The organism is Pantoea sp. UBA7232 (assembly GCF_002473195.1).
GTDB classification, from domain to species: Bacteria; Pseudomonadota; Gammaproteobacteria; order Enterobacterales; family Enterobacteriaceae; genus Pantoea; species Pantoea eucrina.
In genome coordinates, this window is sequence record NZ_DKTK01000005.1 from 237,961 (window position 1) to 260,783 (window position 22,823).

A 22,823-nucleotide genomic window follows, 5' to 3' on the forward strand; every position below is an offset into this window, starting at 1 on the left:
ACTTACCTCTTAAGATGTCCTGAAAAAGCCTGCTGACTTAACTTAGATAAAAGAGCGTCGCTACTAATATCGCCTGATGCCATTTTATTTAAGCTATTATTGATTGTTGATGCAATCGAATGGAATTTATCCATGAGTTTGTCGGGTGGAATTAAAACTTCAAAGTTTTTAAGTTCAACTGGAGATATATGTGGCACCGTTGTTTCTGTTGGGCAGCAATGGTTTTCGAAAGCAGGCGATTTAATGCAACTATAAATATAATTTACATAAGATTCACTGCGAGGACGTAACCTAGCTACACGCTGAACTAAGTACGTTTCTCGCTGACTTTCAGGAAATATGCATACTTTTAACCCATTGGATATCCACGGACGGTCCATAGCAAGGATAATATCACCTGCCTTAATTAAATAGTTATCTAGTTTTTCTAGTTTATTTTTTGGCCAGAATTTTGTATCAGCCCAATCTAAATACCCCGTAAGCGTATTTGCCCCTCTGCAAAGCCGTACCGATTCTGATGAATCACCAACGTAATCATTACTTTTGAATGCAAATCCTGTGATGATATCAGCCAATTCAGTAATAGGGGATTTTTTTAATTTTTTTGGGTTTTCAACAGGATCGCCAAACATATCCAAAAACGTAGCACGTAAAAAATCATCAGCCAGTTTAATAGCTTGCTCGCGTTTTTGGCGTATACCATCGGCTTTATCAAGAATAGATACGATACGTTTTTGCTCACTTAGCTGTAACGGATACTTAATATTATTTTCTTTCAGGAATTTAAAGTGCCTACTATATCCCGCTGACGGAATATCTAAATTTTTTAAAAAATAAAAAAGATATTTTTCGCTTAATCCCTTTATTGGCTTCAGAACTTTTACCCCATCAGCTCCAAGAGCAAATGGGGTATCAACATACTTTAATACTCTGGTATGATCTCCAAAAATGATACATGGTAGCTCTATATTACATAAAAGCTCTTTAGAGTTTGTATAACCACTGCAAAAGTTGCTTCCTTGATCAATTATTGGAAATCTTCCTTCTGTAAGGTAATCTTTACTTCCTATCTTAGGATTTCCTGAAGTAAGGTCTTTTACAACACTACAAAAATCTTTCTCGACAAATTCTACTAATTTACTGTCAATCACAGCATCCCCTCCAGCTCATCCAAATCCGCCAGAATTTCTTTTTCCAAATCTTTTAACCGCTTTAGTATCACCTTCGGATCTTCATATACCTCAGCCTGATACACCACCTCTTTATAACGATTAATAGAGAGATCGTATTTCTGCGCCGCAATATCCTCTTTCGGTACTACAAACGCCGCCTGAGTGCGATCTTTAAAATCAACACCAGCATCAATCCCTTCCGGATATTGCTGCTTAAGCAACGAGGCTGATCTCTCGCCCATAAAGTTATCAACTGGTAGCCCGCGCAAAGTACGATAATGCTTCCAGCTTGCCAGTAGATGCGGCAGATCGTTGTCTTTTACCGGGTTACGTTTGTCATCCAGACTGTAGCCGTCATTTTGTAGATCGTAGAACCAGACCTCATCCGTCTGGCCGCCTTTGGTAAAGATCAGGATCGCCGTTGCCACACCGGCATAAGGCTTAAATACACCGGAAGGCAGGTTGATCACCGCTTCCAGCTGGTTATCTTCCACTAGCGTCTGACGCAGTGACTGATGCGCCTTGCTGGAGCCAAATAGTACCCCCTGAGGCACGATAGTGGCGCTGCGTCCGCCTACTTTCAGCATTTGCAGAATACGCGCCAGGAACAGCAGTTCGGTTTTTTTGGTTTTCACCATTGCCGCCAGCGAGGAGTCGATATCTTCCTCGTCCAGTGAACCGGTAAATGGCGGGTTCGCCAGAATCAGGTTGAAAGCGTTTTTACTGGCCTGCGGGAAGTTGGTGCTGAAACTCTGGCTCATGGTGTCCTGATAATGAATATCCGGCGCTTCCACGCCGTGCATAATCAGGTTCATGGCGGCGATACGCAGCATGGTGGTATCGAAGTCGTAACCGTGGAACATGTTGTTATCCACATGGTCACGCCACGGCGTCAGCAGATCGCCAGTAAAGATTTTTTGCTCTTCCAATTCACCACGTTCATTGGTACCAATCTCAGTATGAATCGACTCCAGTGAGCTGTATTTTTCAAGCAGATATTCATAGCTGGTCGCCAGAAAACCACCCGTACCACAGGCCGGATCGCAGATCGTTTCGCCACGCGCCGGATTCGGTTCCATCATTTCAACCATCGCGCGGATAATGTGGCGCGGTGTGCGGAACTGACCGTTGATCCCGGCAGTGGTCAGCTTGCTTAATAAGTATTCGTAAAGATCGCCTTTAGTGTCGCCACGATCCAGCGGCAGGTTTTTGATCACCTCCACGGCTTTGGTTAGCAGTGACGGTTTAACAATCTCCAGGCGAGCATCTTTCATAAAGTTGCCCAGCAGCGTCACTTTGGTATCTTCAGCTTGCCCAAGCTGGCGGAAATGCTGGAATACGCCGTCGCGCACTACTTCCATCATTTCGTCCGAGCCAAGGTTGCTGTAGTGGCTGAAGCGGAACTCCTGCTGCTCAGGCGCAAAGCGTGGTTTAAAATCAACGCCTGCGATTTGCTTACGCTTCTCGTCCCGCTGTTCTTGGGTATCCAGCATCCGGGAGTACATCAGGTAGGTGATTTGTTCGATTACGGTCAGCGGGTTAGTGATGCCACCCACCCAGAAATCTTCCCATAGTCCGTCGATTTTACTTTTTAAGTCACCGGTAATCATTGTTAACGTCTATACCCTGTTATAAATACAAAAGCCCCGCTGCCGGGGCTTGTCATGTGTGTATTATACCGTCGCTGCGTCGGTCACAACACCCAGCTCTTCGACTATCTTTTGCAACCGGACGATCTGCTCTAGATCCGGGAATACGCCAGTAACGCCTTCGTTGTGGATATGCGTAAACGGCTGTTCAAAGAGTTGCCGCATTTCAATGGTGCCGTAATCGCGGATGTGGTTTTTCAGCAATGATAGGAAGCGCAGTTGCTGGCTGGTCAGGCTGTTGTCAGCGGCGAACTGGGCAAAGCGCACTTCAACCGCGTCGCTATCCATGCCGATGATAGTACGTAAAAGTTTATCCAGGCTGGCGGTCGCCTGCGGATAGAACTCTTTCAGCGCACGGATATCAACGTTAGGGTTCTGGATCAGCACTAGCTTCGCCAGCTCATCCAGCTCGCTTTGCGTGACTGGCTCGCCGTTACGGATTTTCTTCAACACCGGATTTTGCTGGAACAGCGGTTCCAGCGCCCCCTGAACCTGCTGACGATACAGTTTGAAATCAATCGAGCGGATATTAGTTTTGCGTGTTTCCGTCTGGATCAGGTTCGCATCTTCGGTAATATCCACCTGTATTGAACCAAATTTCGGTGTCGCGTCTTTTTCCATCAGGTGCATGATGCCGCGCAGATGAATGCGGATATCTTCCAGTTCTTCCAGACTGGCCTGCTTCCACCAGCCTAAATCACGAAGCTGATTAATCCGCTGTCCTTGCTGTTGCACCTTTGCCAGATGCGGCGGCAGACGTTCCACTTTCTCGATGATGACCGGCCAGAGCACATCCAGCTCTTCCGGGTTGGTATAACGGGCAGTTTGCGCCGCCAGAATATCCATATCAAAGCGCATGGCATCGCTTTGCCCGCGAACGTCCAGCCACTGCATCAGCGGGGCCAGGACAGATAGCAGATCCTGTTGTGTTTTCGGGGAAAGCTGGCGCAGCACTTTTTCATCGCTGTACTGCGCTTTTTGCTGCCACTTTTCCTGCACGGCAATCGACTTTTCATCCAGCGCGTTAATCTGTTCGCGGAGCTGGTGAGCGACTAAATCCACCGCCTGTTTGTCGAACTTACGCTGCGCGGCAGCCCCCAGCATAACCCACGCTTCGAAGCGTTTTTGCGCCAGCGATTTTGTCGCAGTGACTTCGGCTTCTTCGGTATGCAGCTCGTGATACTCAAAATTACCCCAGTGATCGAAGATGCGGAATTTTTGTTTATCCAGCGGTTTGCCGTTGCCATCATAGCCGTACAGACCCGCGCAGAGGCGCGTACCACGGCCAATCATCTGCCAGAACTTCACTTTCGATTTGACCGGCTTGGCAAAGACCAGATTCACAATTTCCGGGACATCAATACCGGTATCGAGCATGTCAACCGAGATAGCGATGGTTAGCTCTTTGTTAGTGCTTTCATCCAGCCCTTTAAAATCGTCGATCAGTTGCTCGGCGCGAGGATCGTAGTTGTCGATGACCTGACAAAAGCGTCCAGCAAACTGCGGGTACATGTCGTCGAACAATTCATTCAACAGCAGCGCGTGTTTGTGGTTACGGGCGAAAATGATGGTTTTACCGGGCAACTGGCCGTCCTGATCTTTCAGGCCATTTTCCATCAGGTTACGCAGAATATAGCGGTTGGTGTCTTTGTTATAAATTGCTTCATCAAGCGCCTTGCCGTCAAATTCCAGCGTATTGGGATCGATACCCTGTTCTTCCAGCTCGCGGATTTGAGCGTCGCTTAATCTCTCCCGTTTTATGCCTTCACGCAGGAATTCCGTGGTGTGCGTAACCACCTCATAAGGCACTAGGTTGTTATCAACAATGGCATCTTCAAGACTGTAGTTCGCCGTAGGAATGCGTCCTTCGCAACCAAATAGACCAAAGGTGGTCTTACTCACCATATCAATCGGCGTTGCTGTCAGGCCGATTTGAAGCGCATCAAAGTACTTAAACACATCGCCATAGACGTTATAGATAGAGCGATGGGATTCGTCGGCAATGATCAGATCGAAATAGCCTACATCGAAATGATCCATAATTTTCATCATACCGGGATACGTAGCGATGTAGATCCTTGCATTCTGTCTATCTTCTTTCTTCGACTTGCCAACTACATACAGTGGCTCGTTGGTAAACTGATTGAAGGCATTTGCTGCCTGTTTACGTAACTCTCTACGATCACAAAGGAATAAGACTCGTTTTACCCAGCGGGCATCAATCATTAACTTGCTAAGTGCAATCGCCACTCGGGTTTTACCAGTACCGGTGGCCTGAACAATCAATGACTGACGATACTTGTTGGTGAAACGTTCACTGACGCGGGCAATGGTTTCAAGCTGGTATAGGCGGCCTGCAACTGCCTTACCTTCGTTGTCTTTAACGTGCGGTATACTGTTTAATGGTAAACGTGTTTCACGCTGTTGGATAAGATATTGCAGGCTTTCCTTGCTATAGAAACCAAATATCCGACGCGGTGGGTATCCATGGGTTTTATTGTCATCCCAAAGCCAGATATCGTAACCATTGGTGTAGAAGATAACTGGGCGCTGTCCATATTCTTTCTCCAGCCAGTCTGCATATAGCCGGGCTTGAATTCGACCTTGTTCGGCGCTCACACTGGCTTTTTTTGCTTCCACAACTGCCAGTGGTTTGTGTGCTTCATCCCACAATACATAGTCAGCATAGCCATCACCGGTTGAAGTGGGCTGCTCTTTAACTAGATGTTCCTGGGTGACCTGATCGGTATTCTTAAGTTCATCCCCAACATCCCAGTCAGCAGCAAGCAGACGAGAATCAATCAGACGGCGGCGGGTTTCCGCTTCATCAATAGAGAGGATATCAGCAACATGTTGGTTACGCGCCCTGGCTTCATTCAGGCGCTGAGTAAGGTGTTCGGCCTTTTCCTGCTCCTGTTGTAATGCGCGTTGTAATGCCAATTCGCGCTCACGGCTTTCATCTTGAGCCCTGATTGCATCTTCCAGACGTTTTTCATCTGCACGACCTGAAGATTGCGTTAACGGAGGGAGAGAAAATTTGGGGCAGTTATCAACATTACCGTGGGCGTAACGAACATATAGCCAGACACCTAATAAATACGCTTCCTTAAGCAGCCAGTAGGTATCTTTGGCTTTGATACGTCCACCGTGCGCGGCGCGGTTGCCGTGGATACGCAGCGCATCCATTTTCATGATGATGGCTTCCGGCATCATGCTGGTAAACACATCGGCGTTCATTAAATCGTACAGATTTGCTTTGATGCCTTCAGGCAGCCGTTCCTGACGGTATAACCAACGCACCATCAATTCGGTGTAGTTGCGCAGCTTGACCAGACAGCTTTCCGGGTCGGAATGAACATAGCGTTCCGCCATACACGCGAGTTCAGCCAGTTCCGGCCACTGGCTGCGCAACATTTCAAAATTGAGAGACTGCTCCATCAATCATCGCCTTATGTCGTGGATACAACAGGAATTCTGGAAAGAATATCACACTATTTGGGCTGACGAAGTGAGCCGGATGGCATACGGTGGCTTTGAATAAACTGACGTAACAACTTTAAAGAGATCAAGCATCTATTAATTACAGTCAATAGCGTGATTTTTTTATACATTGGGCACAGAATAGCCCTAAATACAGTAACGGTTCAGGAGCATTTCACCCTTATGACTACTCTCGTTTTTTCCTACTCTCATGCGGATGAAGCACAACGCAATGAGCTAGAGAAACATCTGTCCCCGCTGAAGCGAATGGGGAAAATCACCACATGGCATGATCGCCGAATCGTTCCTGGGCAAGTGTTTGAACATCAGATCGACCACTATTTTTCGCAGGCAGATATTATCCTATTGCTAATTAGCAGTGATTTCATCGCTTCTGATTATTGTTATCAGGTGGAGATGACCAATGCACTGGAGCGGCATAAAAAAGGCGAGGCGGTGGTCATTCCGGTGATTTTAAGAGAGTGTGCTTGGCATCAATTGCCATTCGGCAACATCATGGCAGCCACAATCGACGGTAAAGCCATAAGCAGGTTTGCCAGTCACGATGAGGGTTACGTTCAGGTTGCCGATGCTGTCTCCCGAGCCATTGCCAATTTGGAAGCGAAAAAGCCGCAGCAGATTGTGCACGCCCCAGCTCCGGCTAATCCGATGCTTCAGACAACGGATACCGTCTTTACACCGCGTTCGAGCAATCTTTCTCTGCCAAAGAGTTTTACTGACCTTGATAAAGATCGTGCCCATCGCGAGGGTTTTGAGTATGTCGCTCGTTACTTTGCTAACTCGCTGGACGAACTCAAAAAGCGCCATGCAGGGCTAGACGTTGATTTCCACCGACCTGATAACGATTCCTTCACATGTGCCGTGTATATCAACGGTGGCAAGGTTGGTCAGTGCGGAGTCTGGTGTGGCAGTCGTAATATGGGATTCGGGGATATCTGCTACAGTCAAAGCGGGGTGACTCGCAATAGTTGTAATGAAAGTCTTAGTGTTGCGGATAATGGGCAGACGCTTGGGTTCCGGGCTCTTATGGGGTTTGGCTACGGCGATTCACGCGAATCTCTGCTCACCAGCGAAGGTATGGCTGGACACCTTTGGGATATGTTCTTCAATTCCATCAAACAGCGCATGTCCTGAGACCAGAGATTTCAATGGTGCAACTCAATCTGGGGAGAGTGCTGTTATTGTATAATGAACGTAACGGTTAAACCCGCTATGAGATCTTCTTGAAAGAATGTGAGGACCTCAATCACGCAGAAAAAAATAATTGTTTATCGTGATTGCGCCATTGGCGAGCATGGTGAATGCGGTTGGCTCAAAACTAATGATGAAGTCAGTCTGGAGAACCTGGGATTTCAGCCCGGAGGGGGATTCTAAAGAGCAATCACTTACCACATGCGACCCTTGCGGGATATGGCTTAAGCAATTGGGAACGCCGCCGACGACATTAGGAAAAGCACAGTTTTAAGTAATGGCTCAGCTGAATCCTCATTAAGTGGATGAGTCATTTCACCGTTTAATAATTACTGCTAACTATTCTTACTGATAGAGGTTTACACGATAACAATTACCTCATTCCGCAAAATTCACCGGCATTGTCAGGGTTCAGGATTATTCATTTCCGTTTTATAGATATGATGCCCACAGTGCGTTAACCTGCGTTCTTCAACATATTCCAGATTATGTTCGATATAACCGCTATTCTCTGCATCCAGTGCCAAATAGAGCAATCCCTGCCGTCACCCGCAATATAGATCGCAGCATCTGGAGGAGGGCGATCTTCCTGCGATCAGTGAGGCGAATATCCTCAGTACTTTTGAGCAGTTACATTTGAACAAAATGGATGTCTTTGAGCGCGGGATCATCAACGTGTTCAAAGGTCTGTCATGGGATTACAAAACCAATAGTCCCTGCTGCTTCGGTAAGAAGATCATCATTAACAATCTGGTGACGCATAACCGCTGGGGCTTTAGCCTTAACTGGGGTTGGCGACGGGATCAACTGGCGGATCTGGAGAGAATGCTGTTTCTACTGGATGGCAAACCCATCCCTGACAACCGTGGTGATATCTCTACCCGATTGATGGAGCATATTCGTGATAATCCGGCTAAGAATGTTTACGAAGATGAGTTATTCAGCATTCGTTACTATCAAAAAGGTACGGCGCACTTGACCTTCAAGCATCTGGAGTTGATTAAACGTATGAACGATATCATAGCTAAACACTATCCGGGAATGCTGGCTGCAAGGTAAGTTAGTTGTCGTATGTTTGCTGTTAAAAGTGTCGTATGTTTGCTATGATGAAGAAACGAACAAAGGAGGATGACATGACCATAAAAGCTCGAATTCAGTCACGGCTGAAGCGCTCAAAGCGTTATGTTTTCACTCGTGACGATTTCAAAGATCTTGCTGGCTACGATCAAATAGGCAGAGCACTGCGTGAGCTAATGAAGGAAGGGCAGCTACTGAAAGTAGGCTATGGCGTCTACACCAAAGCGCGGCAAAATGCGATTACCGGTAAGCTGATGCCTGCTGCTCCCGGAGGTTCTGCTGCGGTAATGATTGAGGCGTTGGAACGTCTGAAAGTGGATTACCGTCTGGCAGGCGCAACAAGCGCCTATAATAGCGGTAAATCCACCCAGATCCCTGCGTTAGTGGAAATCAAAACCTCACCACGTTTTAAGAGAACATTGTCAGTAGGGAACAGCAAATTAAATGGATGATTTGACAAAGCTATTCCCGGACGTTGCTGATGCTCTGGGCATTGAATCAGTTGCAATTGTAGAGAAAGATCATTACATCGTTGAGTTATTGCGATTGCTCCAGCCTCTGTCCTTTGATACACATCAGCTGGTTTTTGCCGGTGGAACAGCATTGTCTAAAGCGGGTATATCTTTGAACAGGATGTCGGAGGACGTGGACATTAAGCTTGTTCCTGTCACCGGCTTTTCCCTGCAATATTCCAGAAATCAACGTAAAAATATCCGTAAAGATATTATTAAGACCATCACCGAAACGATTTTAGCTTCAGGTATGTTTAGCATGGATGAGGAGTACCCAAAGGTTACTCGTGATGAAAACCGCTATAATGAAATTCCGGTGCGCTACCCGCAGGAATATGTACAAATTCCCTGTTTAAGGCCATTTATCAAACTGGAACTGATGGAAACGGATTTGCTTGAGGCTGCGGAAAATCGTGCTATTAGCTCACTGGTAATGGATCTAACAAAGAAGGGCGAAGTAGTGAGGGCTTTTCCCTGCGCAACTATCGGTAGCACGCAGGCTGAAAAACTGATCTCGATGATGCGCAGAACGGCTGCAAGCGTGCGTAATGTGGAACGTGCAGTGGATGAGTCACTGGTGCGTCATATCTACGACAACTTTTGTATTGTCAGAGAAAAAGGTGCTGACGTTCCTGTTTTGAAGCGCTTTGTGCAGGAATGCATTGAGCAGGATATCCAACGTTACGGTGCTCAGTATCCTGAATTCTGCGAGTCGCCTGTTGAAGAACTAAAAATGGGGTTGGAAGAACTGGCGCGCAACCCTGTTTATAAGGAACGTTATCTGCAGTTTGTTACACCAATGGTGTTCGGTGAAAGCCACGTTTCCTGGGAAGAGGCCTATGCCTGTTTTCGCATAACGGCATTGGATGTGATTGATACATAGCACAAGAGATACGCTCGGTGGTGAGCATCTTCCAGGTAACATTTGCCCCGATTCAAGTGCTAAAATTAACGATTCAATGTGTTGATATTGATGTTGGTACATTATCTAAATGTTATTTTTTATTTATTTTAAATCAAAGAATTAACTATTATATATGCGTCCAGCCTCCGTACTAAAGGTTAGAGTTGAGTCGCTTATAAGAAGTTTTTTTGTCTGAGATTCAGCATTTCCGCGCTATTGCTTTACATCATTGAATAGCAATACTCAGCTGCCAACAGCAACATACCGCTACTCTCCGGATACCCCATCCGCCTCCCACAGCAGAAAGCCACAAACCTGATCCGGATCAAAAAAAGCCGCTTTTTCTCTTTGCCGCGCTGCGCTTTTAAGAATCTGTTAAGAACCCGCCGTATAATAAGCGCTTTACTCTACCTTCAGGATGAAACCATGAAAAAAACAGCGATTGCACTGATTACACTGGCAGCAGCGCTCTCTGCCACCGCCGCGCAGGCTGCCGGCGGCTGTCAGCAGAAACAGCAGTCGATCCAGCAGGAGCTGGAGATGGCGCACGAATATGGCAATAAAGCGCGCATTAATGGGCTGGAGAAAGCGCTGCGCGAAAATCAGCAGCACTGCACTGATGCGGCTCTGCTGCAGGAGCGTCAGGAGAAAGTAACGGAGAAGCAGCAGAAAGTGTCTGAGCGCGAAGCGGATCTGCAGAAAGCGCAGGCCAGCGGCCGCCGCGATAAGATTGAAAAACAGCAGCGCAAACTCACTGAGGCGCGTGAAGAGCTGGCTGACGCGCAGGCGGAACTGAGCCGCTAAGCGCTGAGCGGCAGAGGTGCGTGCGCCTCTGCCGCCGTAAAAATTCACTTCTCCTGCCTGCAAAAAATCCTCACACTGCTGCTTTATTCTGATGGAAAACATGGCATGAAGATACGGTTGCTGCTGGCGCTCCCTCTGCTTAACGCCCTGATGTTACCGGCGATAGCTGAAGAGGGCGTCTCGTTTGCTCACAAAGAGTGGGAGCTGGCGTGCGATAACACGCTGACCTGTCGTGCGGCAGGCTATAGCGCGGAAGAGGGCGCAGGGGGATCGGTGCTGCTGACGCGGGCGGGCGGGCCGGATACGGCGACGCATGGCCGGGTGGTGCTGGCGGATACCGGCGATGATGACTCAAAGCAGGTCGATACGCTGACGCTCTGGATCGACGATCGCCCGCTGGGTGAACTGGCAAAGGCTGATAACGATGAGTGGACGCTGACCGATGCGCAGACCCGGTCGATTATCACTGCCATTAAAGGCAGCGGCAGCGTGGAGTTCCGTGGCGGTGCCGAGCCGTTTGATCTCTCTGCAAACGGCGCTTTTGCCGTGCTGCTGAAAATGGATGAGGCGCAGGGGCGCATCGGCACGCCGGGTGCGCTGGTGCGTAAAGGCAGCAAGCCGGAAAGCAGCGTGCCGCCCGCCGTACCCATGCCGGTGATTATCCAGGCCAGAACCGTTGAGGCAAAGCCGCGTCCGCTGACGCCGCAGGAGCTGGCGCGGATCAAGCCGGCGCTTATCGCTACGCTGACGGATGATGACAGCTGCGATAATCTCGCACCGGCAGACGATCAGCCGGAAGAGGGCGCAGAGCCGCCGACGCTGACCGCTGTGGATGCGGACCACGTGCTGATCGCCGCCCTCTGCTGGCGCGGCGCCTATAACGAAGGGTATGGCTACTGGCTGATGGATAGCGCGCTGCAGGGGTCACCGCAGTTGATCACTGACTCCGGCTCCGATTATCACGCCGGAGCGATCAGCGAAGCGCAGAAAGGCCGCGGCATTGGCGACTGCTGGAGTACCGCCGCATGGGTCTGGGATGGCCGCAGTTTTGTACAGAGTAGCGATGCTACCACCGGCATGTGCCGCGCCATCCGCGCCGGCGGCGCCTGGCAGTTGCCGGTATTAGTCAGCGACGTCAGACCCGCTCCCTGATTGCAGAACGCACGGTACCAGGGCGCCATAAATGGCGCCCCTGTGGCGGCGTTTGTAGGGAGCAGGTGCGCGATGTGGCCAGGGCGCCATGAATGGCGCCCCTACGGATACCAATGTAGGGGGCGCATTTATGCGACCCGAGATAAAATGGAGCGCGATACCCGTAGGGGCCGCATTAATGCGGCCCGGGGTGGATTGAGCGCGATACCCGCAGGGGTCGCATTTATGCGACCCGGGTTGGATTAGGCGCGGTGTGGCCAGGGCGCCATGAATGGCGCCCCTACGGGTATTATTGTAGGGGCCGCATTAATGCGGCCCGGGGGCATGTGCCGGATGTGGCCAGGGCGCCATGAATGGCGCCCCTACGGGTATTATTGTAGGGGCCGCATTAATGCGGCCCAGGGTCAGGTGCGCGGTGTGGCCAGGGCGCCATAAATGGCGCCCCTACGGTGGCATTTGTAGGGGCCGCATTTATGCGACCCCAAGGCAGGTTATTTATTCAGGCAGCACTGCTTATATTTTTTGCCGCTGCCGCACGGGCAGGGATCGTTGCGTCCGGTTTTGTCACCGGCAAAGAACGGCAGCTGTGGCTCGGGATCGGGCTGCGCCATGCGCTCGGCCTGCCAGTATTCGTGCAGTTCCAGCGCCGCCGGGCGGATCGCCTCCATGCTCGCTTCGAACGCGTCCGGATCGAGCGCCTCGCGCGCTTCGCGCTGCTCTTCGCTGCCGTGCAGGGCAATCGCCTGCAGCTGCGGCTGCAGCGATTCAGGCAGCTGTGACCAGTCGGCGTCCAGCGCGACGCCGCGCATATAGCCGTAACACCAGTCTTCGACCACGGTAAACTCCTGGCCCTCCATCTCCTGCAGGCCAAACAGCGGGTCAAACTGCTCCGGAAAATCGGCCAGACGCTCAGCAATATCATTCAGGTGCTGAAAGGTCAGGGTCATAAAGCGATCCATCTCGCGTTCATTAGCCCATTTGGGGATATGCTTCTGGCCGCCCCACATCGCCACCAGCCACTCGCTGGGTTCAATATCATTCGGGCCGGAGAGCAGGGCGGTCAGCATCCCATCCAGCTCGGCCGTATCTACCACGGAGTGCGCATTGCCATACTTCTCCAGCATATCATCCAGCCAGTTCAGCTCTTTTTCCGTTAACGGCCCCTGATTCATCAGTTCTCTCCTGCACGTAATATTCTGTACGGGCCAGGCCCGCATCTCATGGCGCGATTATAGCGGCATTATCACGATTATTTGCAATTTTAGCGCGCCTGAATCGGGCCAGGCTGAGGTATGCTGTGGCATGACGCGACGAGCGCCGCACGGCAGCGGGAACCATTGGCCCGGTGCGCTTGTCAGTAAATGGACATCAGACTATTAATCAGAGTGGGAATCACCAATGCGCAGGACACACGTAACCCTTTTATCTGCCGGCCTGTTTCTGGGCGCGCTCAGCCTGACGCCAGCTGCACTGGCAGCGGATGAGCAGACCAATAGCGTGCCGATGCCGCCTCAGGTAGAGCAGCCGGATGTGCAGGCCCCTGACGCCGCGCCGGTGCCAGACGCCGATGCGCCAGCCGCTCAGGCACCTGCTGCATCAGGCGACGACGCGCCGGTTCGCCCGTCTAACAACGGCACCGGCGAGCAGCCTTCCGCCGCCAACAACTACAATCTGCACACCATCATTATCGACTACAAAGAGCACAAGGTCGGCGATGTGGTACCGGAAGAGTATCGCAAAAAAGAGTACACCATCACTGACTGGCAGGCGCGTCATCTGCCCGCTCCGCAGGCTGGTGCACACTGGGCTTACATCAACGCCAACTATATTCAGATCACCGATGACAGCGGCAAAATCGTGATGGGCAAATCGGGCGACATCTTCTTTAAAGGATAACGCCAGCAGGCGGGCCACCGGGTCCGCCTGTTTTATTTCAGAGGCAGAAAAGATGGCCCCGACCGTTAATGAGTTTGGCCAGCCGACGGGGAGTGCGTTGCCTGACTGGCAGCCGCGTCCGCGTCCGGAGCGCGTCACGCTTCAGGGGCGTTACTGCCGCCTTGAGCCGCTGGATGCGTCACGCCACGCGTCCGATCTCAGCGCCGCGCATGCGCACGCCGCGGACGATAGCAGCTGGACCTGGCTGCCCGTGGAGCGTCCGGCATCGCAGCGTGAGTGGCTGACGTTCGCCGCCGCCTGCCAGCACAATCCCGATTACCTGCATTTTGCCGTGATCGATCTGCAGCGCGGGCAGGCGGTAGGTACGCTCGCGCTGATGCGTATCGAGCCGCAGCACGGCGTAATGGAAGTGGGATATGTGGTGTTTTCACCGCTGCTGCAGCGTACCCGCATGGCTACTGAGGCGCACTTTCTGCTGATGGCGTATGCGTTTGACCAGCTCGGCTATCGCCGCTACGAATGGAAATGCGACAGCTGCAATCAGCCTTCGCGCCAGGCGGCGCTGCGGCTCGGTTTTCAGCCCGAAGGCGTGTTCCGTCAGGCAATGGTGTATAAAGGCCGCAGCCGCGATACCTGCTGGTTCTCTGTTATCGATGGCGACTGGCCGGTATTAAAGCTCGCCTTTGAGCGTTGGCTGGCGCCGGATAATTTCAGCGCCGATGGTGCGCAGCGGGAGCGGCTGGAGACGCTGCGCCCGCGCGACTGAGCCCGCTCTCAGGGGCGTGGCACGATGCGGATCTCCGCCATGCCAATGCCGAGCTTGCGCGGCGCCTGACCCACAATATTGTCCTGATTCGACAGCTGCGGCGCCGGTGGCACAATCACCAGATTATGGCTGCCGTCGCGATTGCTGAAGTGCAGCGTGGTGGTGGAGAAGCTATCGTCCAGCCGCAGGACCTGCTCCTCGCTGCCTACGCGTACCGGAATCGGCTGCTGCGCATTGGCACCAAACGCGCGCGCGGTGATCACCAGATCGAACCGCGACGGCAGCGGTTCGGCATACTCAATATTCACCTCCGGAGCCAGATTGGCATTGGACCAGCGCCCCCAGCTCTCCGGGCGCGAGATGCCGCTAAAGCGCCGGATGCTGTGCGGAGCGCCCGGCACGTTCAGCACAAAGCTGTCGGCATCGTAGCGAATGTCATTATCCTCAATGCGGATCTGCTGCTGATTGAGCCGCCAGGTTTCCGGGCTGACGCGCAGCGGCGGAAAGTGCGTTTTGCCGTGCCAGAGCTGCTGATCGATACGCACTACGCTGGGCTGGCCGCCCATCTGGCCCATCGCCAGGCAGAGATCGGTGGAGAGCGCCAGCTCCGGCTTCCAGAGTCGCGCCATTTTGAAGCAGCGGTCGGCCCAGACAAATTTGTCGTTCGCGGCAAAATCGGCCAGCTGATAGCGCAGCGGCGCGGCATACTCTCCCTCCGGCAGCGGTTCAACCTGCTTATTGCCCAGCCGGAACAGGATCGGCAGGCGGAACGTGGCGCCGGAGAAGGTAAAGGTATTCTTCTGCTGGTCGATGGTGAACTCTTTCATGCTGGCCGGAAAATTCCACAGCTGCACAATATCAGCTTTCCAGCTGCTGACCTTTTTCGCCATGTCGTCAAACTGCGTGGAGAGCGACGGCGTAGAGAGTGAACTGCGGCCAAGTCCCAGCGCCTTGTCACCGCCGAGGATCTCAAGCACCGTGGCGCCGTTATCCAGCGTGCTGCGTGGCGCATCGCGCACCTCCGCCTGCGGCCGATCGCCGCGAATGACTATAAAGAGATCGCGGCGCGGCAGCTTCGTCAGATAGGGGTGGGCGGTATTGTTCATCGCCAGATGATCGGAGCTGACGACAATAACGGTGTTTTTAAACCACGGCGAAGCTTTAATACGCTCAATCAGCCGCGCCACGTGCTCCTGTGAACAGGCGACGGCGCTGAATGACTGGTTCATTTTGCCCTCATACTGATAGCTTTTATGCTGGCAGCTGCGGGAGATAAAGCCATCAGGATGATGGGTATCCACCGTCAGGGTAAACAGGGCAAAGCGTTTGTTCTGCTGCGACAGTTCAGCATACTTCTCAAACACCTCGTCCAGCACGGTGTCGTCGTAAAAGCCCCAGTTGTTGCGGTAGTCGGGATCGGCCACGCGGCTTTTCAGCTCCTGCGCGCCATAGAGATTCGATGCGGCGAAGCCGTGCGAAAGCAGAAAAGTATCTTTGCCGGCAAAGCGCAGATCGGCGCCCTGAATAAACCAGTTCTCATAGCCGCTGTTTTTGAGAATATCGCCGAGGCAGAGACTCTGCGGATAGAAGCTGGAGAGCGCGGCTGAGGCGTTACCGTCAAAAGGCGCAAACAGCGGGATACCGCACTGTGAGGCGACCATGCCGGCAATGGTATAGTCGGTGCCGGGCAGCTGCGCGGTATTGCTGAAATCCAGGCTCTGCGCCTGCTCGCGGCTCAGCTCCGGCGCCAGGTCGGGAAAAGCCTGCTGATTTAAATAGGTGCGCTCCAGGCTCTCGCCGTAGATATAGACCAGGTTGAGCGCGGGCTGTTCAATACGGTTCTGCGGCGTGATGTACCAGGTGGCGAAATCGGAGTCGCCCGCGTGCGCGTGCGACGCAATCAGATCTTTAACCTGACGAAACGCCGGCGTGGTCTGCACCGAGCCGGCGGCGCAGGCGATCGCCAGCAGGCTCCAGCCGAGATGATGCGGACGTTTATGGCGGCGCAAAATCCATGAAAGAAAGCAGAACAGCAGAAACAGCACAATAATCAGCCCGATAGCGGGCACCACATATTTACTGACGCCGGCGCCGGTCAGGCTGTTGGTCAGCGTGTAGATCACCGCATCATTGATGCCGTCACCGGTAAAATAGTTGCTGGCGAACAGCGTTGCATTCAGCACAATAAACAGCGTCAGCAGCAGCAGCATCAGGCTGAACCAGAACGTATTGCGTCCGGCTTTAGAGGCGTAAATGATGATGGCGGTCAGAAACAGCACGATTGAAAGCAATGCCAACGGCAAATCCTCACGATAGATGAATAGCGCGGCGCCAGCGGCCGCGCGCCCTCTTCAGGGGGTTTGCGTCAATCTATATTGGCTGTCACCGGGCTGCAACCTGTCCGGCGGGATTTGTGCGGTACATTCGGAATCGTGCCGCCAGGCGGGATGATAAGCGCGGCGGCGGTAGCGTATCGGGCAGACTGTGGCTTATAACGCACCGGTAAGATACTGCGCTTCACCGTGCGCAAAGCTCCAGTCACCTTTGCTGTTGGTGATAAAACTTATCATCAGATCGTGGCCCTGCACGCCGCAGCTTTCACGCAGCTCGCGCGCCAGCTCTGCCATAAAACAGCTTTTTTGCGCCTCACTGCGCGGGCTGGTGTAGACCCGCACCATCACCAGATTATCCGTGCGCGAAAAGCCCAGTCCGGTATCCTGGAAAACCATCTGATACGCTTTGTTTTCATGAACAATCTGATAGCGGTCGCGCTCAGGCACGCCGAACGCAGTCAGGACGGCGCGATGGGCGGCATCCAGTAACGTACGAACTTCAGCCTCGGAGCGGCCCTGAATCAGATCGAAAGTGAGTAATGGCATTGGTAAACCCTCGCAGTAGTGGCGTAAAAGTCGCATAAGTGAGGCTTATGCTGCCCGCTGCGCGCGCAAAGAAAAAGCGACTGCGATAAAATGATTGTTCACTATTTTGAACAATGGCGGGTAAGTCGATGAAAACCGAAGCGCTCTGGACACATCTTTACTGGCTGACGGTACTGGCGGAGCAGGGCAGTTTTACCCGCGCCGCTGAGCGGCTGGATGTCAGTAAAGCGGCAGTGAGTCAGAAAATTAAAGAGCTGGAAGCGCTGACCGGGGTTGCTCTGGTTCAGCGCACCACGCGCAGCGTGCGGCTGACGTCAGCCGGTGAGCAGCTGGCTGGCGAGCTGCGTGAACCCTTTACCCGGATAGCGGAAAGCGTGTATCGCGTGCGTGATGAAGCGGGGCCGGTACGCGGACAGGTACGCATCAGCGCGCCGGTGGCGTTTGCCCGGCAGCAGCTGGTGCCGATTATCGGCGATTTTCTGCGGGAATATCCGCAGGTGCGCCTGCAGCTGGATGTGACTGACCGCCTGGTGTCACTCGGCGGGGAAGGGTTTGATCTCGCTATCCGCCACAGTCAGTCGCTGCCGGAAACGCACGTCGCGCTGCCTCTGTGCGCCACGCGCGCGCTGCTGGTGGCTTCGCCCGCCTATCTGGCACAGCACGGCGTGCCGCAGACTCCGGACGCGCTGCTTCAGCATAACTGCCTGTGGTATCCGCGCGGTCCCGATGCGCCGCAGTGGCGCTTTCAGTCGCATCAGGGCGGCGAAACGCTGACAGTAAAAATTCAGGGAAATTTCGCCACCAATAACAGCGAGTCGATTCGGGACGCCGCGCTGCAGGGAGCAGGCATTGCCATGCTGCCCGATTTCAGTGCCCGCGCAGCGCTGGAAAGCGGCGCGCTGCAGCCGGTGCTCTCATCGTGGCAGGCGGTCGACGCCTTTGCCGACCGCCTCTGGGTGGTGCGCCCTTACGCGGCACAGGTGCCGCGTGCGGTGACGACCTTCATTCACTGGCTACGCGCTCGCTTTGTTAACGGGTGAGGGCAGCGCCACGCTGAGCGGTGCGGCAGGCTGCATCATTGCGCCCAGCAGGCTGCTGCGGTTGTAGTTTCCCAGACGCAGGTTAAAGTCGAGATGCAGCTGTGCGTGACCATCCAGCTTAATAACCGGCGGCGGCGTATGCGGGCGCTGATGAAACAGAATGGCATGCGTAAAGGCGTCGCTTTTCCAGTTGTTCAGGCGCTGATAGTAAAAGGCGCTGGCTTCGCATTTACGCAGAAAGAGATTAACGCGGCGGTATTCGCGCATGGCCGCCTGCTGCGCCAGCGCACCCGGCTGCTGTGCCGGTTCAGCGATTCTCTGCGTCAGCAGCGAAAAGTCATCACGCTTGCGCATTTCGTTAAAGAAGCTCTGCTCACCCTGATGCTTGATGGGCGCATACTGCTTCTGCCATTCGCGAATAAAAGGATTATTTGGCGCAGCAGCAAGAAACCAGGTCTCAATAACAGGCGCGAGATAATTCAGCGTTGAGCGTTCGCAATAATAGCCGATCACATCCATCGGGCGTTCCTGATGAGCGCTATGTACCCAGCTCAGATCTTCAAACAGCAGTGCAGCGCAGTCGATAGCGATGCCGCCGTAGCGTAATAGCAGCTCAAGCCTGATCACTTCGCTTTTCTGCTGCGCCGTTAATTGTGCTGAGGTAAATATAAAATCGGGCAGGACTTCTTTCACAGAATATTTATTTAACAGGTGAACGCTGTGGTCAGGATTATCGCGGCGTATTTTAGCAATATTCGCCTGTAACGATTTTGGTAAATATTCTGTATCCCAGTACAGCCATACTTTTTTCGGGATCTCTGGCAACGTCTTCTCACCAGAAAGTAACACGATATTGTCCTCTTCGCTGGGATCATACTCCGGCGCGCAGAGCGCATTATGCTGTTTTTTCTGCAGTAATGACTGACCGGTAAACGCTATTCTTTTCCAGTTGTGCCAGAGCGCGCGCGCCGGCTGAAGACGTTTTTTTGACATGATGCACCTGATTATTGTGATTATGGGCAAGGAGTCCCTGATGCTGGCGCCTTAGGCGCTCTTATGTTTCCTTACGGGGGCTGTGTGTAAAAGTATTACAATGAGCTTAATAAAACATTCTTCGCGATTGCGCTAATCCTTTTTTTCTCTTTCAGATAAAGCGGAAAATGAAGCTGCCGTTAACAATAAAAATTTAACAAAATAACAGCGTGACGAATTTCACAGTTTATTTTTTCCCGCCAGGATTAATCCTAAGATCGTTCTCTGCGTACAGCCTGAAGTGCGGGAATGTGAAAATTGTGGTGAGAAATGAACGTTTATCCCTGCTGGATTTTAGTCTGGTATCAGAGCGAAATTTACCTTCGTCATACAGCTTAGCTACGCTTTAGTCAGGCATTCTGTTTAAGGAGTGATTATGCAGTCATCTGCCCGCGGTCTGATAGCCGTTGATAAACAGGGGAACCGGGTGCTGTTTCTGCATCCGGAAAGCTTTGCTATTGAGCAGGAGCTGAATGCGTTTCCGCCGCGCCCGCACGAGCTGCTGATGCTGCCCGCACTGGAAAAAGCCTATGTCCCGCTCTATGGCAGCGGCGTGCACGGCGCTAATCCTTATCCCGGGCATAAAGTCGCTGTTATCGATCTGCGTCAGCGCCGGATCAGCGGCTTTATCGACCTTACGCCACTGCAGTCGCCGCACAGCGGACAGCTGGGGCGTGACGGCAAAGTCTATCTCTGCTGTGAAAACAGCGCGGCGGTTGCGGTCATCGATCCGCACACCGATCGCGTAGAGAAAACCATACCGCTGCCTTCGCATAACGCGCACCGGCTGACGCTCTCCCCCAGCGGACGCAAGCTGTTTACGGAAAATGAAGAGGACGCCAGCATCACAGTAATCGATTTATGTGAGGCAGAAGGCCGCGTCATTGATAACATTCTGCTGCCTGGTCCGATAGCCGGTATTGCTGCCTCGCCCAGACATCCTTATCTGGTCGCCAGCGCCGCCGACGCACCGCTGCTTTATGTGATCGATCGGCAGAGCCACCGGGTCCGGCAGCGTATTACGCTGGCCGGCCACCAGCAGCCGTGCCAGGTTGTGCGGTTCAGTGCCAGTGGCGAACGGCTGGTTGCGATTGGGCATGATGAATCACTGATTACGCTGTTTGACGATCTGCTTAATCCCTCAGGTACTCTGCGCGTAGGGTGCCGGCCAGGGGATGGCTGTTTCAGTGAGGATAACCGCACGCTGCTTATCGCGAATGAAGGCGATGGGTCGTTAAGCGTTATCGATCTGGCGCAGCGAAAGGTGATAGCCACACCGCAGGCGGGCACAGGCTGTGAGGCGTTAAGTTATTTTACGCTGAGCTGAGGCAGCCGCTGTCATTTCATTGTCATCTGCAGGTGGCATAAAGGCGGCGCGTCAGCAGGCACTGCGCAGCTATTGATAAATTACTGATACCCGTTGCTGCGTTTTAATACGGCTTTTGCTTAATTAAAACGCATGCAATTACCTGAATTTTCGTATTTTTTTGGTATTAATCAGGGAGGATAGTCAAAATAATCTAACTAATTTTCGTTTTGCCGCTTGATTTATCTACGCGCGTAGATAGACTGTCTCCCCAGTGATAACTCACGGTGCCAGACGCGGCTACGGCCCTGAAATGACCATGTTACATTTGCTGTGCTAATATGATCGGTGAATTAAACACCGGCGAAACGCAGCAGAGAGATGAATTCCAACACCAGGGAATTCCTTACTGATCTTTCAGGATTTGCCTGTCGAACGTCGTCACCGGGACGTTCTGCTTGCTTAAGCAAGGGAACAGACCCATGGAAGGGCGTTTACTGTTTTCACTTCACTAAGAGAAAGGGTTATGACGGAACATCATCCCACTGCACAGCACTCACCTCACCTCACCGCAGCTGATGAACGGCTGCAAACTCCCGCTGGCCGCAAAGATTTCTGGCGCGCAACCTTCTCCTGCTGGCTCGGTACGGCAATGGAGTATGCCGACTTTGCGCTGTATGGCCTGGCGGCAGGTATCATCTTTGGCGACATCTTTTTTCCGGAAGCGACACCCGCTATGGCGCTGCTCTCGAGCTTTGCCACCTGGTCAGTCGGCTTTATCGCCCGCCCGATAGGCGCGCTGCTGTTTGGCTGGATTGGCGATCGCAAAGGGCGCAAAGTCGTGATGATCAGTACGATTATCCTGATGGGCGCCTCAACCACGCTGATTGGCCTGATCCCGTCTTATGCAACAATTGGACTCTGGGCACCTGCCTGTCTGGTACTGCTGCGTTTTACGCAGGGACTGGGAGCGGGGGCGGAGCTCTCTGGCGGCACCGTTATGCTGGGCGAGTATGCCCCGGTTGAACGACGCGGCCTGGTCTCTTCCGTAATCGCGCTGGGCTCAAACAGCGGCACGCTGATCGCCTCTCTGGTCTGGCTGGCGGTGATCCAGATGGATAAAGAGAGTCTGCTGGCCTGGGGCTGGCGTATTCCTTTTCTGAGCAGCGTCCTGATCGCCGTCGTGGCGCTGTGGATCCGCCGCCATCTGCGCGAAACGCCGGTGTTTGAGCGTCAGCAGGCTGAACTGCAGGCGCAGCGCAGCGAGACGCTCTCCCGGGCGCACATTGAAACTGACAGCCGCAGCGTCTGGCAGCGTACGCGGGCGTTCTGGACCATGGTGGGTCTGCGCATCGGTGAAAATGGTCCTTCATATCTGGCTCAGGGCTTTATTGTCGGTTACGTAGCAAAAGTGCTGATGCTGGATAAGTCGGTACCGACCACGGCGGTGTTTATCGCCTCGCTGCTGGGCTTCCTGATTATTCCGTTTGCGGGCTGGCTCTCCGATCGTTTTGGTCGCCGCATTACCTATCGTGGTTTCTGCCTGCTGCTGATGATCTATGCGTGGCCCGCCTTCAGCCTGATGGATAGCCGCGATCCGACAATTATTATTGCTGTCATCGTTACAGGAATGGCGCTCGCTTCGCTGGGGATATTTGGTGTACAGGCGGCCTGGGGCGTCGAGATGTTTGGCGTGAAGCATCGCTATACCAAAATGGCAGTGGCAAAAGAGCTGGGGTCGATTCTTTCTGGCGGCACTGCGCCGCTGGTCGCGGCAGCGCTGCTCTCATGGACCGGCCACTGGTGGCCAATCGCCGTTTACTTTAGCGCGATGGCCACTATCGGATTTCTGACGACGTTTGTCGCACCGGAAACGCGCGGTCGCGACCTTAATCTGCCGGAGGATGCCATCTGACGCGCAGCTGCAGGCAGTACCATTGAC

Annotated in this window: 17 protein-coding genes and 1 pseudogene; 11 read left to right on the plus strand and 7 right to left on the minus strand. The window is 52.9% G+C overall.

Annotated elements, in window-relative coordinates; genetic code table 11:
* Positions 1-2: 2 nt before the first annotated feature.
* The 3 genes from B4056_RS03095 to B4056_RS03105 all read right to left on the minus strand — a co-directional run bounded on the left by B4056_RS03095 (position 3) and on the right by B4056_RS03105 (position 6,259).
* Positions 3-1,151 (minus strand): restriction endonuclease subunit S, encoded by a 1,149-nt coding sequence (locus B4056_RS03095; RefSeq protein WP_024474294.1) that lies wholly within the window; start codon positions 1,149-1,151, stop codon positions 3-5.
* Entirely contained in the window at positions 1,148-2,782 is a 1,635-nt protein-coding gene (locus B4056_RS03100) for a type I restriction-modification system subunit M (protein WP_288653797.1), read from the minus strand. The genes B4056_RS03095 and B4056_RS03100 overlap by 4 nt, the downstream gene beginning before the upstream one ends.
* 63 nt (positions 2,783-2,845) lie before the next feature.
* Positions 2,846-6,259 carry a DEAD/DEAH box helicase family protein gene (locus tag B4056_RS03105; RefSeq protein ID WP_288653798.1) on the minus strand — a complete coding sequence of 1,138 codons (3,414 nt, stop codon included), beginning with the start codon at positions 6,257-6,259 and terminating at the stop codon, positions 2,846-2,848.
* A 225-nt stretch (positions 6,260-6,484) separates the two neighbouring features.
* Here B4056_RS03105 and B4056_RS03110 point away from each other — a divergent pair, with 225 nt between their 5' ends.
* From B4056_RS03110 to B4056_RS03135, 6 genes and pseudogenes are all read left to right on the plus strand, one after another.
* Positions 6,485-7,456, plus strand: a complete 972-nt coding sequence (locus B4056_RS03110; protein ID WP_288653800.1) for a toll/interleukin-1 receptor domain-containing protein — start codon at positions 6,485-6,487, stop codon at positions 7,454-7,456.
* 621 nt (positions 7,457-8,077) lie between these two features.
* A pseudogene (locus B4056_RS03115) lies at positions 8,078-8,572 on the plus strand (DUF4942 domain-containing protein); the annotation flags it as partial.
* A gap of 74 nt (positions 8,573-8,646) precedes the next feature.
* Positions 8,647-9,042 carry a DUF6088 family protein gene (locus tag B4056_RS03120; protein WP_088208768.1) on the plus strand — a complete coding sequence of 132 codons (396 nt, stop codon included), beginning with the start codon at positions 8,647-8,649 and terminating at the stop codon, positions 9,040-9,042.
* Entirely contained in the window at positions 9,035-9,985 is a 951-nt protein-coding gene (locus B4056_RS03125) for a nucleotidyl transferase AbiEii/AbiGii toxin family protein (RefSeq protein ID WP_288653803.1), read from the plus strand. Before B4056_RS03120 ends, B4056_RS03125 begins: the two co-directional genes overlap by 8 nt.
* 447 nt (positions 9,986-10,432) lie before the next feature.
* A complete protein-coding gene (locus B4056_RS03130) occupies positions 10,433-10,810 on the plus strand; it encodes a DUF1090 domain-containing protein (RefSeq protein WP_288653805.1) in 378 nt (125 codons plus the stop codon).
* Positions 10,811-10,915: 105 nt separating this feature from the next.
* Positions 10,916-11,962: a DUF1176 domain-containing protein gene (locus tag B4056_RS03135; protein WP_094110694.1), complete on the plus strand. Its 1,047-nt coding sequence runs from the start codon at positions 10,916-10,918 to the stop codon at positions 11,960-11,962.
* Positions 11,963-12,453: 491 nt separating this feature from the next.
* Here the strand turns inward: B4056_RS03135 and B4056_RS03140 are convergent, their stop codons facing one another.
* Entirely contained in the window at positions 12,454-13,134 is a 681-nt protein-coding gene (locus B4056_RS03140) for a YecA family protein (RefSeq protein ID WP_094110695.1), read from the minus strand.
* A gap of 226 nt (positions 13,135-13,360) precedes the next feature.
* Between B4056_RS03140 and B4056_RS03145 the strand changes: the two genes are divergently transcribed.
* Positions 13,361-13,858 carry an RcnB family protein gene (locus tag B4056_RS03145; protein ID WP_071669113.1) on the plus strand — a complete coding sequence of 166 codons (498 nt, stop codon included), beginning with the start codon at positions 13,361-13,363 and terminating at the stop codon, positions 13,856-13,858.
* A 52-nt stretch (positions 13,859-13,910) separates the two neighbouring features.
* Positions 13,911-14,624: a GNAT family N-acetyltransferase gene (locus tag B4056_RS03150; protein ID WP_094110696.1), complete on the plus strand. Its 714-nt coding sequence runs from the start codon at positions 13,911-13,913 to the stop codon at positions 14,622-14,624.
* 8 nt (positions 14,625-14,632) lie between these two features.
* On the opposite strand, the gene opgB is transcribed toward B4056_RS03150, so the two are convergent.
* Together opgB and B4056_RS03160 are read right to left on the minus strand one after the other, a co-directional pair.
* Positions 14,633-16,921 carry a phosphatidylglycerol--membrane-oligosaccharide glycerophosphotransferase gene (gene opgB, locus B4056_RS03155; RefSeq protein WP_376780633.1) on the minus strand — a complete coding sequence of 763 codons (2,289 nt, stop codon included), beginning with the start codon at positions 16,919-16,921 and terminating at the stop codon, positions 14,633-14,635.
* 192 nt (positions 16,922-17,113) lie between these two features.
* Positions 17,114-17,503 (minus strand): tautomerase family protein, encoded by a 390-nt coding sequence (locus B4056_RS03160; RefSeq protein ID WP_071669111.1) that lies wholly within the window; start codon positions 17,501-17,503, stop codon positions 17,114-17,116.
* Between the two features lie 128 nt (positions 17,504-17,631).
* Between B4056_RS03160 and B4056_RS03165 the strand changes: the two genes are divergently transcribed.
* The gene (locus B4056_RS03165) at positions 17,632-18,543 is read left to right on the plus strand and encodes a LysR family transcriptional regulator (RefSeq protein WP_108569975.1); all 912 of its coding nucleotides are present in this window, start codon (positions 17,632-17,634) and stop codon (positions 18,541-18,543) included.
* Here the strand turns inward: B4056_RS03165 and B4056_RS03170 are convergent.
* Complete coding sequence (locus B4056_RS03170) at positions 18,517-19,536, minus strand: glycosyltransferase family 32 protein (RefSeq protein WP_071669110.1); 1,020 nt, start codon at positions 19,534-19,536, stop codon at positions 18,517-18,519. The two genes, B4056_RS03165 and B4056_RS03170, sit on opposite strands and share 27 nt — an antisense overlap.
* Positions 19,537-19,951: 415 nt before the next feature.
* Between B4056_RS03170 and B4056_RS03175 the strand changes: the two genes are divergently transcribed.
* Together B4056_RS03175 and B4056_RS03180 are read left to right on the plus strand one after the other, a co-directional pair.
* A complete protein-coding gene (locus tag B4056_RS03175; protein ID WP_288653810.1) occupies positions 19,952-20,902 on the plus strand; it encodes a WD40 repeat domain-containing protein in 951 nt (316 codons plus the stop codon).
* Between the two features lie 505 nt (positions 20,903-21,407).
* Entirely contained in the window at positions 21,408-22,796 is a 1,389-nt protein-coding gene (locus B4056_RS03180) for an MFS transporter (protein WP_094110700.1), read from the plus strand.
* Positions 22,797-22,823: the final 27 nt, after the last annotated feature.

What these genes read in the sequence shown, in the direction of transcription:
- B4056_RS03100 (WP_288653797.1), bottom strand. Translation starts at nt 2,782, where the DNA reads ATGATTACCGGTGACTTAAAAAGTAAAATCGACGGACTATGGGAAGAT.
- B4056_RS03105 (WP_288653798.1), bottom strand. Translation starts at nt 6,259, where the DNA reads ATGGAGCAGTCTCTCAATTTTGAAATGTTGCGCAGCCAGTGGCCGGAA.
- B4056_RS03110 (WP_288653800.1), top strand. Translation starts at nt 6,485, where the DNA reads ATGACTACTCTCGTTTTTTCCTACTCTCATGCGGATGAAGCACAACGC.
- B4056_RS03120 (WP_088208768.1), top strand. Translation starts at nt 8,647, where the DNA reads ATGACCATAAAAGCTCGAATTCAGTCACGGCTGAAGCGCTCAAAGCGT.
- B4056_RS03125 (WP_288653803.1), top strand. Translation starts at nt 9,035, where the DNA reads ATGGATGATTTGACAAAGCTATTCCCGGACGTTGCTGATGCTCTGGGC.
- B4056_RS03130 (WP_288653805.1), top strand. Translation starts at nt 10,433, where the DNA reads ATGAAAAAAACAGCGATTGCACTGATTACACTGGCAGCAGCGCTCTCT.
- B4056_RS03135 (WP_094110694.1), top strand. Translation starts at nt 10,916, where the DNA reads ATGAAGATACGGTTGCTGCTGGCGCTCCCTCTGCTTAACGCCCTGATG.
- B4056_RS03140 (WP_094110695.1), bottom strand. Translation starts at nt 13,134, where the DNA reads ATGAATCAGGGGCCGTTAACGGAAAAAGAGCTGAACTGGCTGGATGAT.
- B4056_RS03145 (WP_071669113.1), top strand. Translation starts at nt 13,361, where the DNA reads ATGCGCAGGACACACGTAACCCTTTTATCTGCCGGCCTGTTTCTGGGC.
- B4056_RS03150 (WP_094110696.1), top strand. Translation starts at nt 13,911, where the DNA reads ATGGCCCCGACCGTTAATGAGTTTGGCCAGCCGACGGGGAGTGCGTTG.
- B4056_RS03160 (WP_071669111.1), bottom strand. Translation starts at nt 17,503, where the DNA reads ATGCCATTACTCACTTTCGATCTGATTCAGGGCCGCTCCGAGGCTGAA.
- B4056_RS03165 (WP_108569975.1), top strand. Translation starts at nt 17,632, where the DNA reads ATGAAAACCGAAGCGCTCTGGACACATCTTTACTGGCTGACGGTACTG.
- B4056_RS03170 (WP_071669110.1), bottom strand. Translation starts at nt 19,536, where the DNA reads ATGTCAAAAAAACGTCTTCAGCCGGCGCGCGCGCTCTGGCACAACTGG.
- B4056_RS03175 (WP_288653810.1), top strand. Translation starts at nt 19,952, where the DNA reads ATGCAGTCATCTGCCCGCGGTCTGATAGCCGTTGATAAACAGGGGAAC.
- B4056_RS03180 (WP_094110700.1), top strand. Translation starts at nt 21,408, where the DNA reads ATGACGGAACATCATCCCACTGCACAGCACTCACCTCACCTCACCGCA.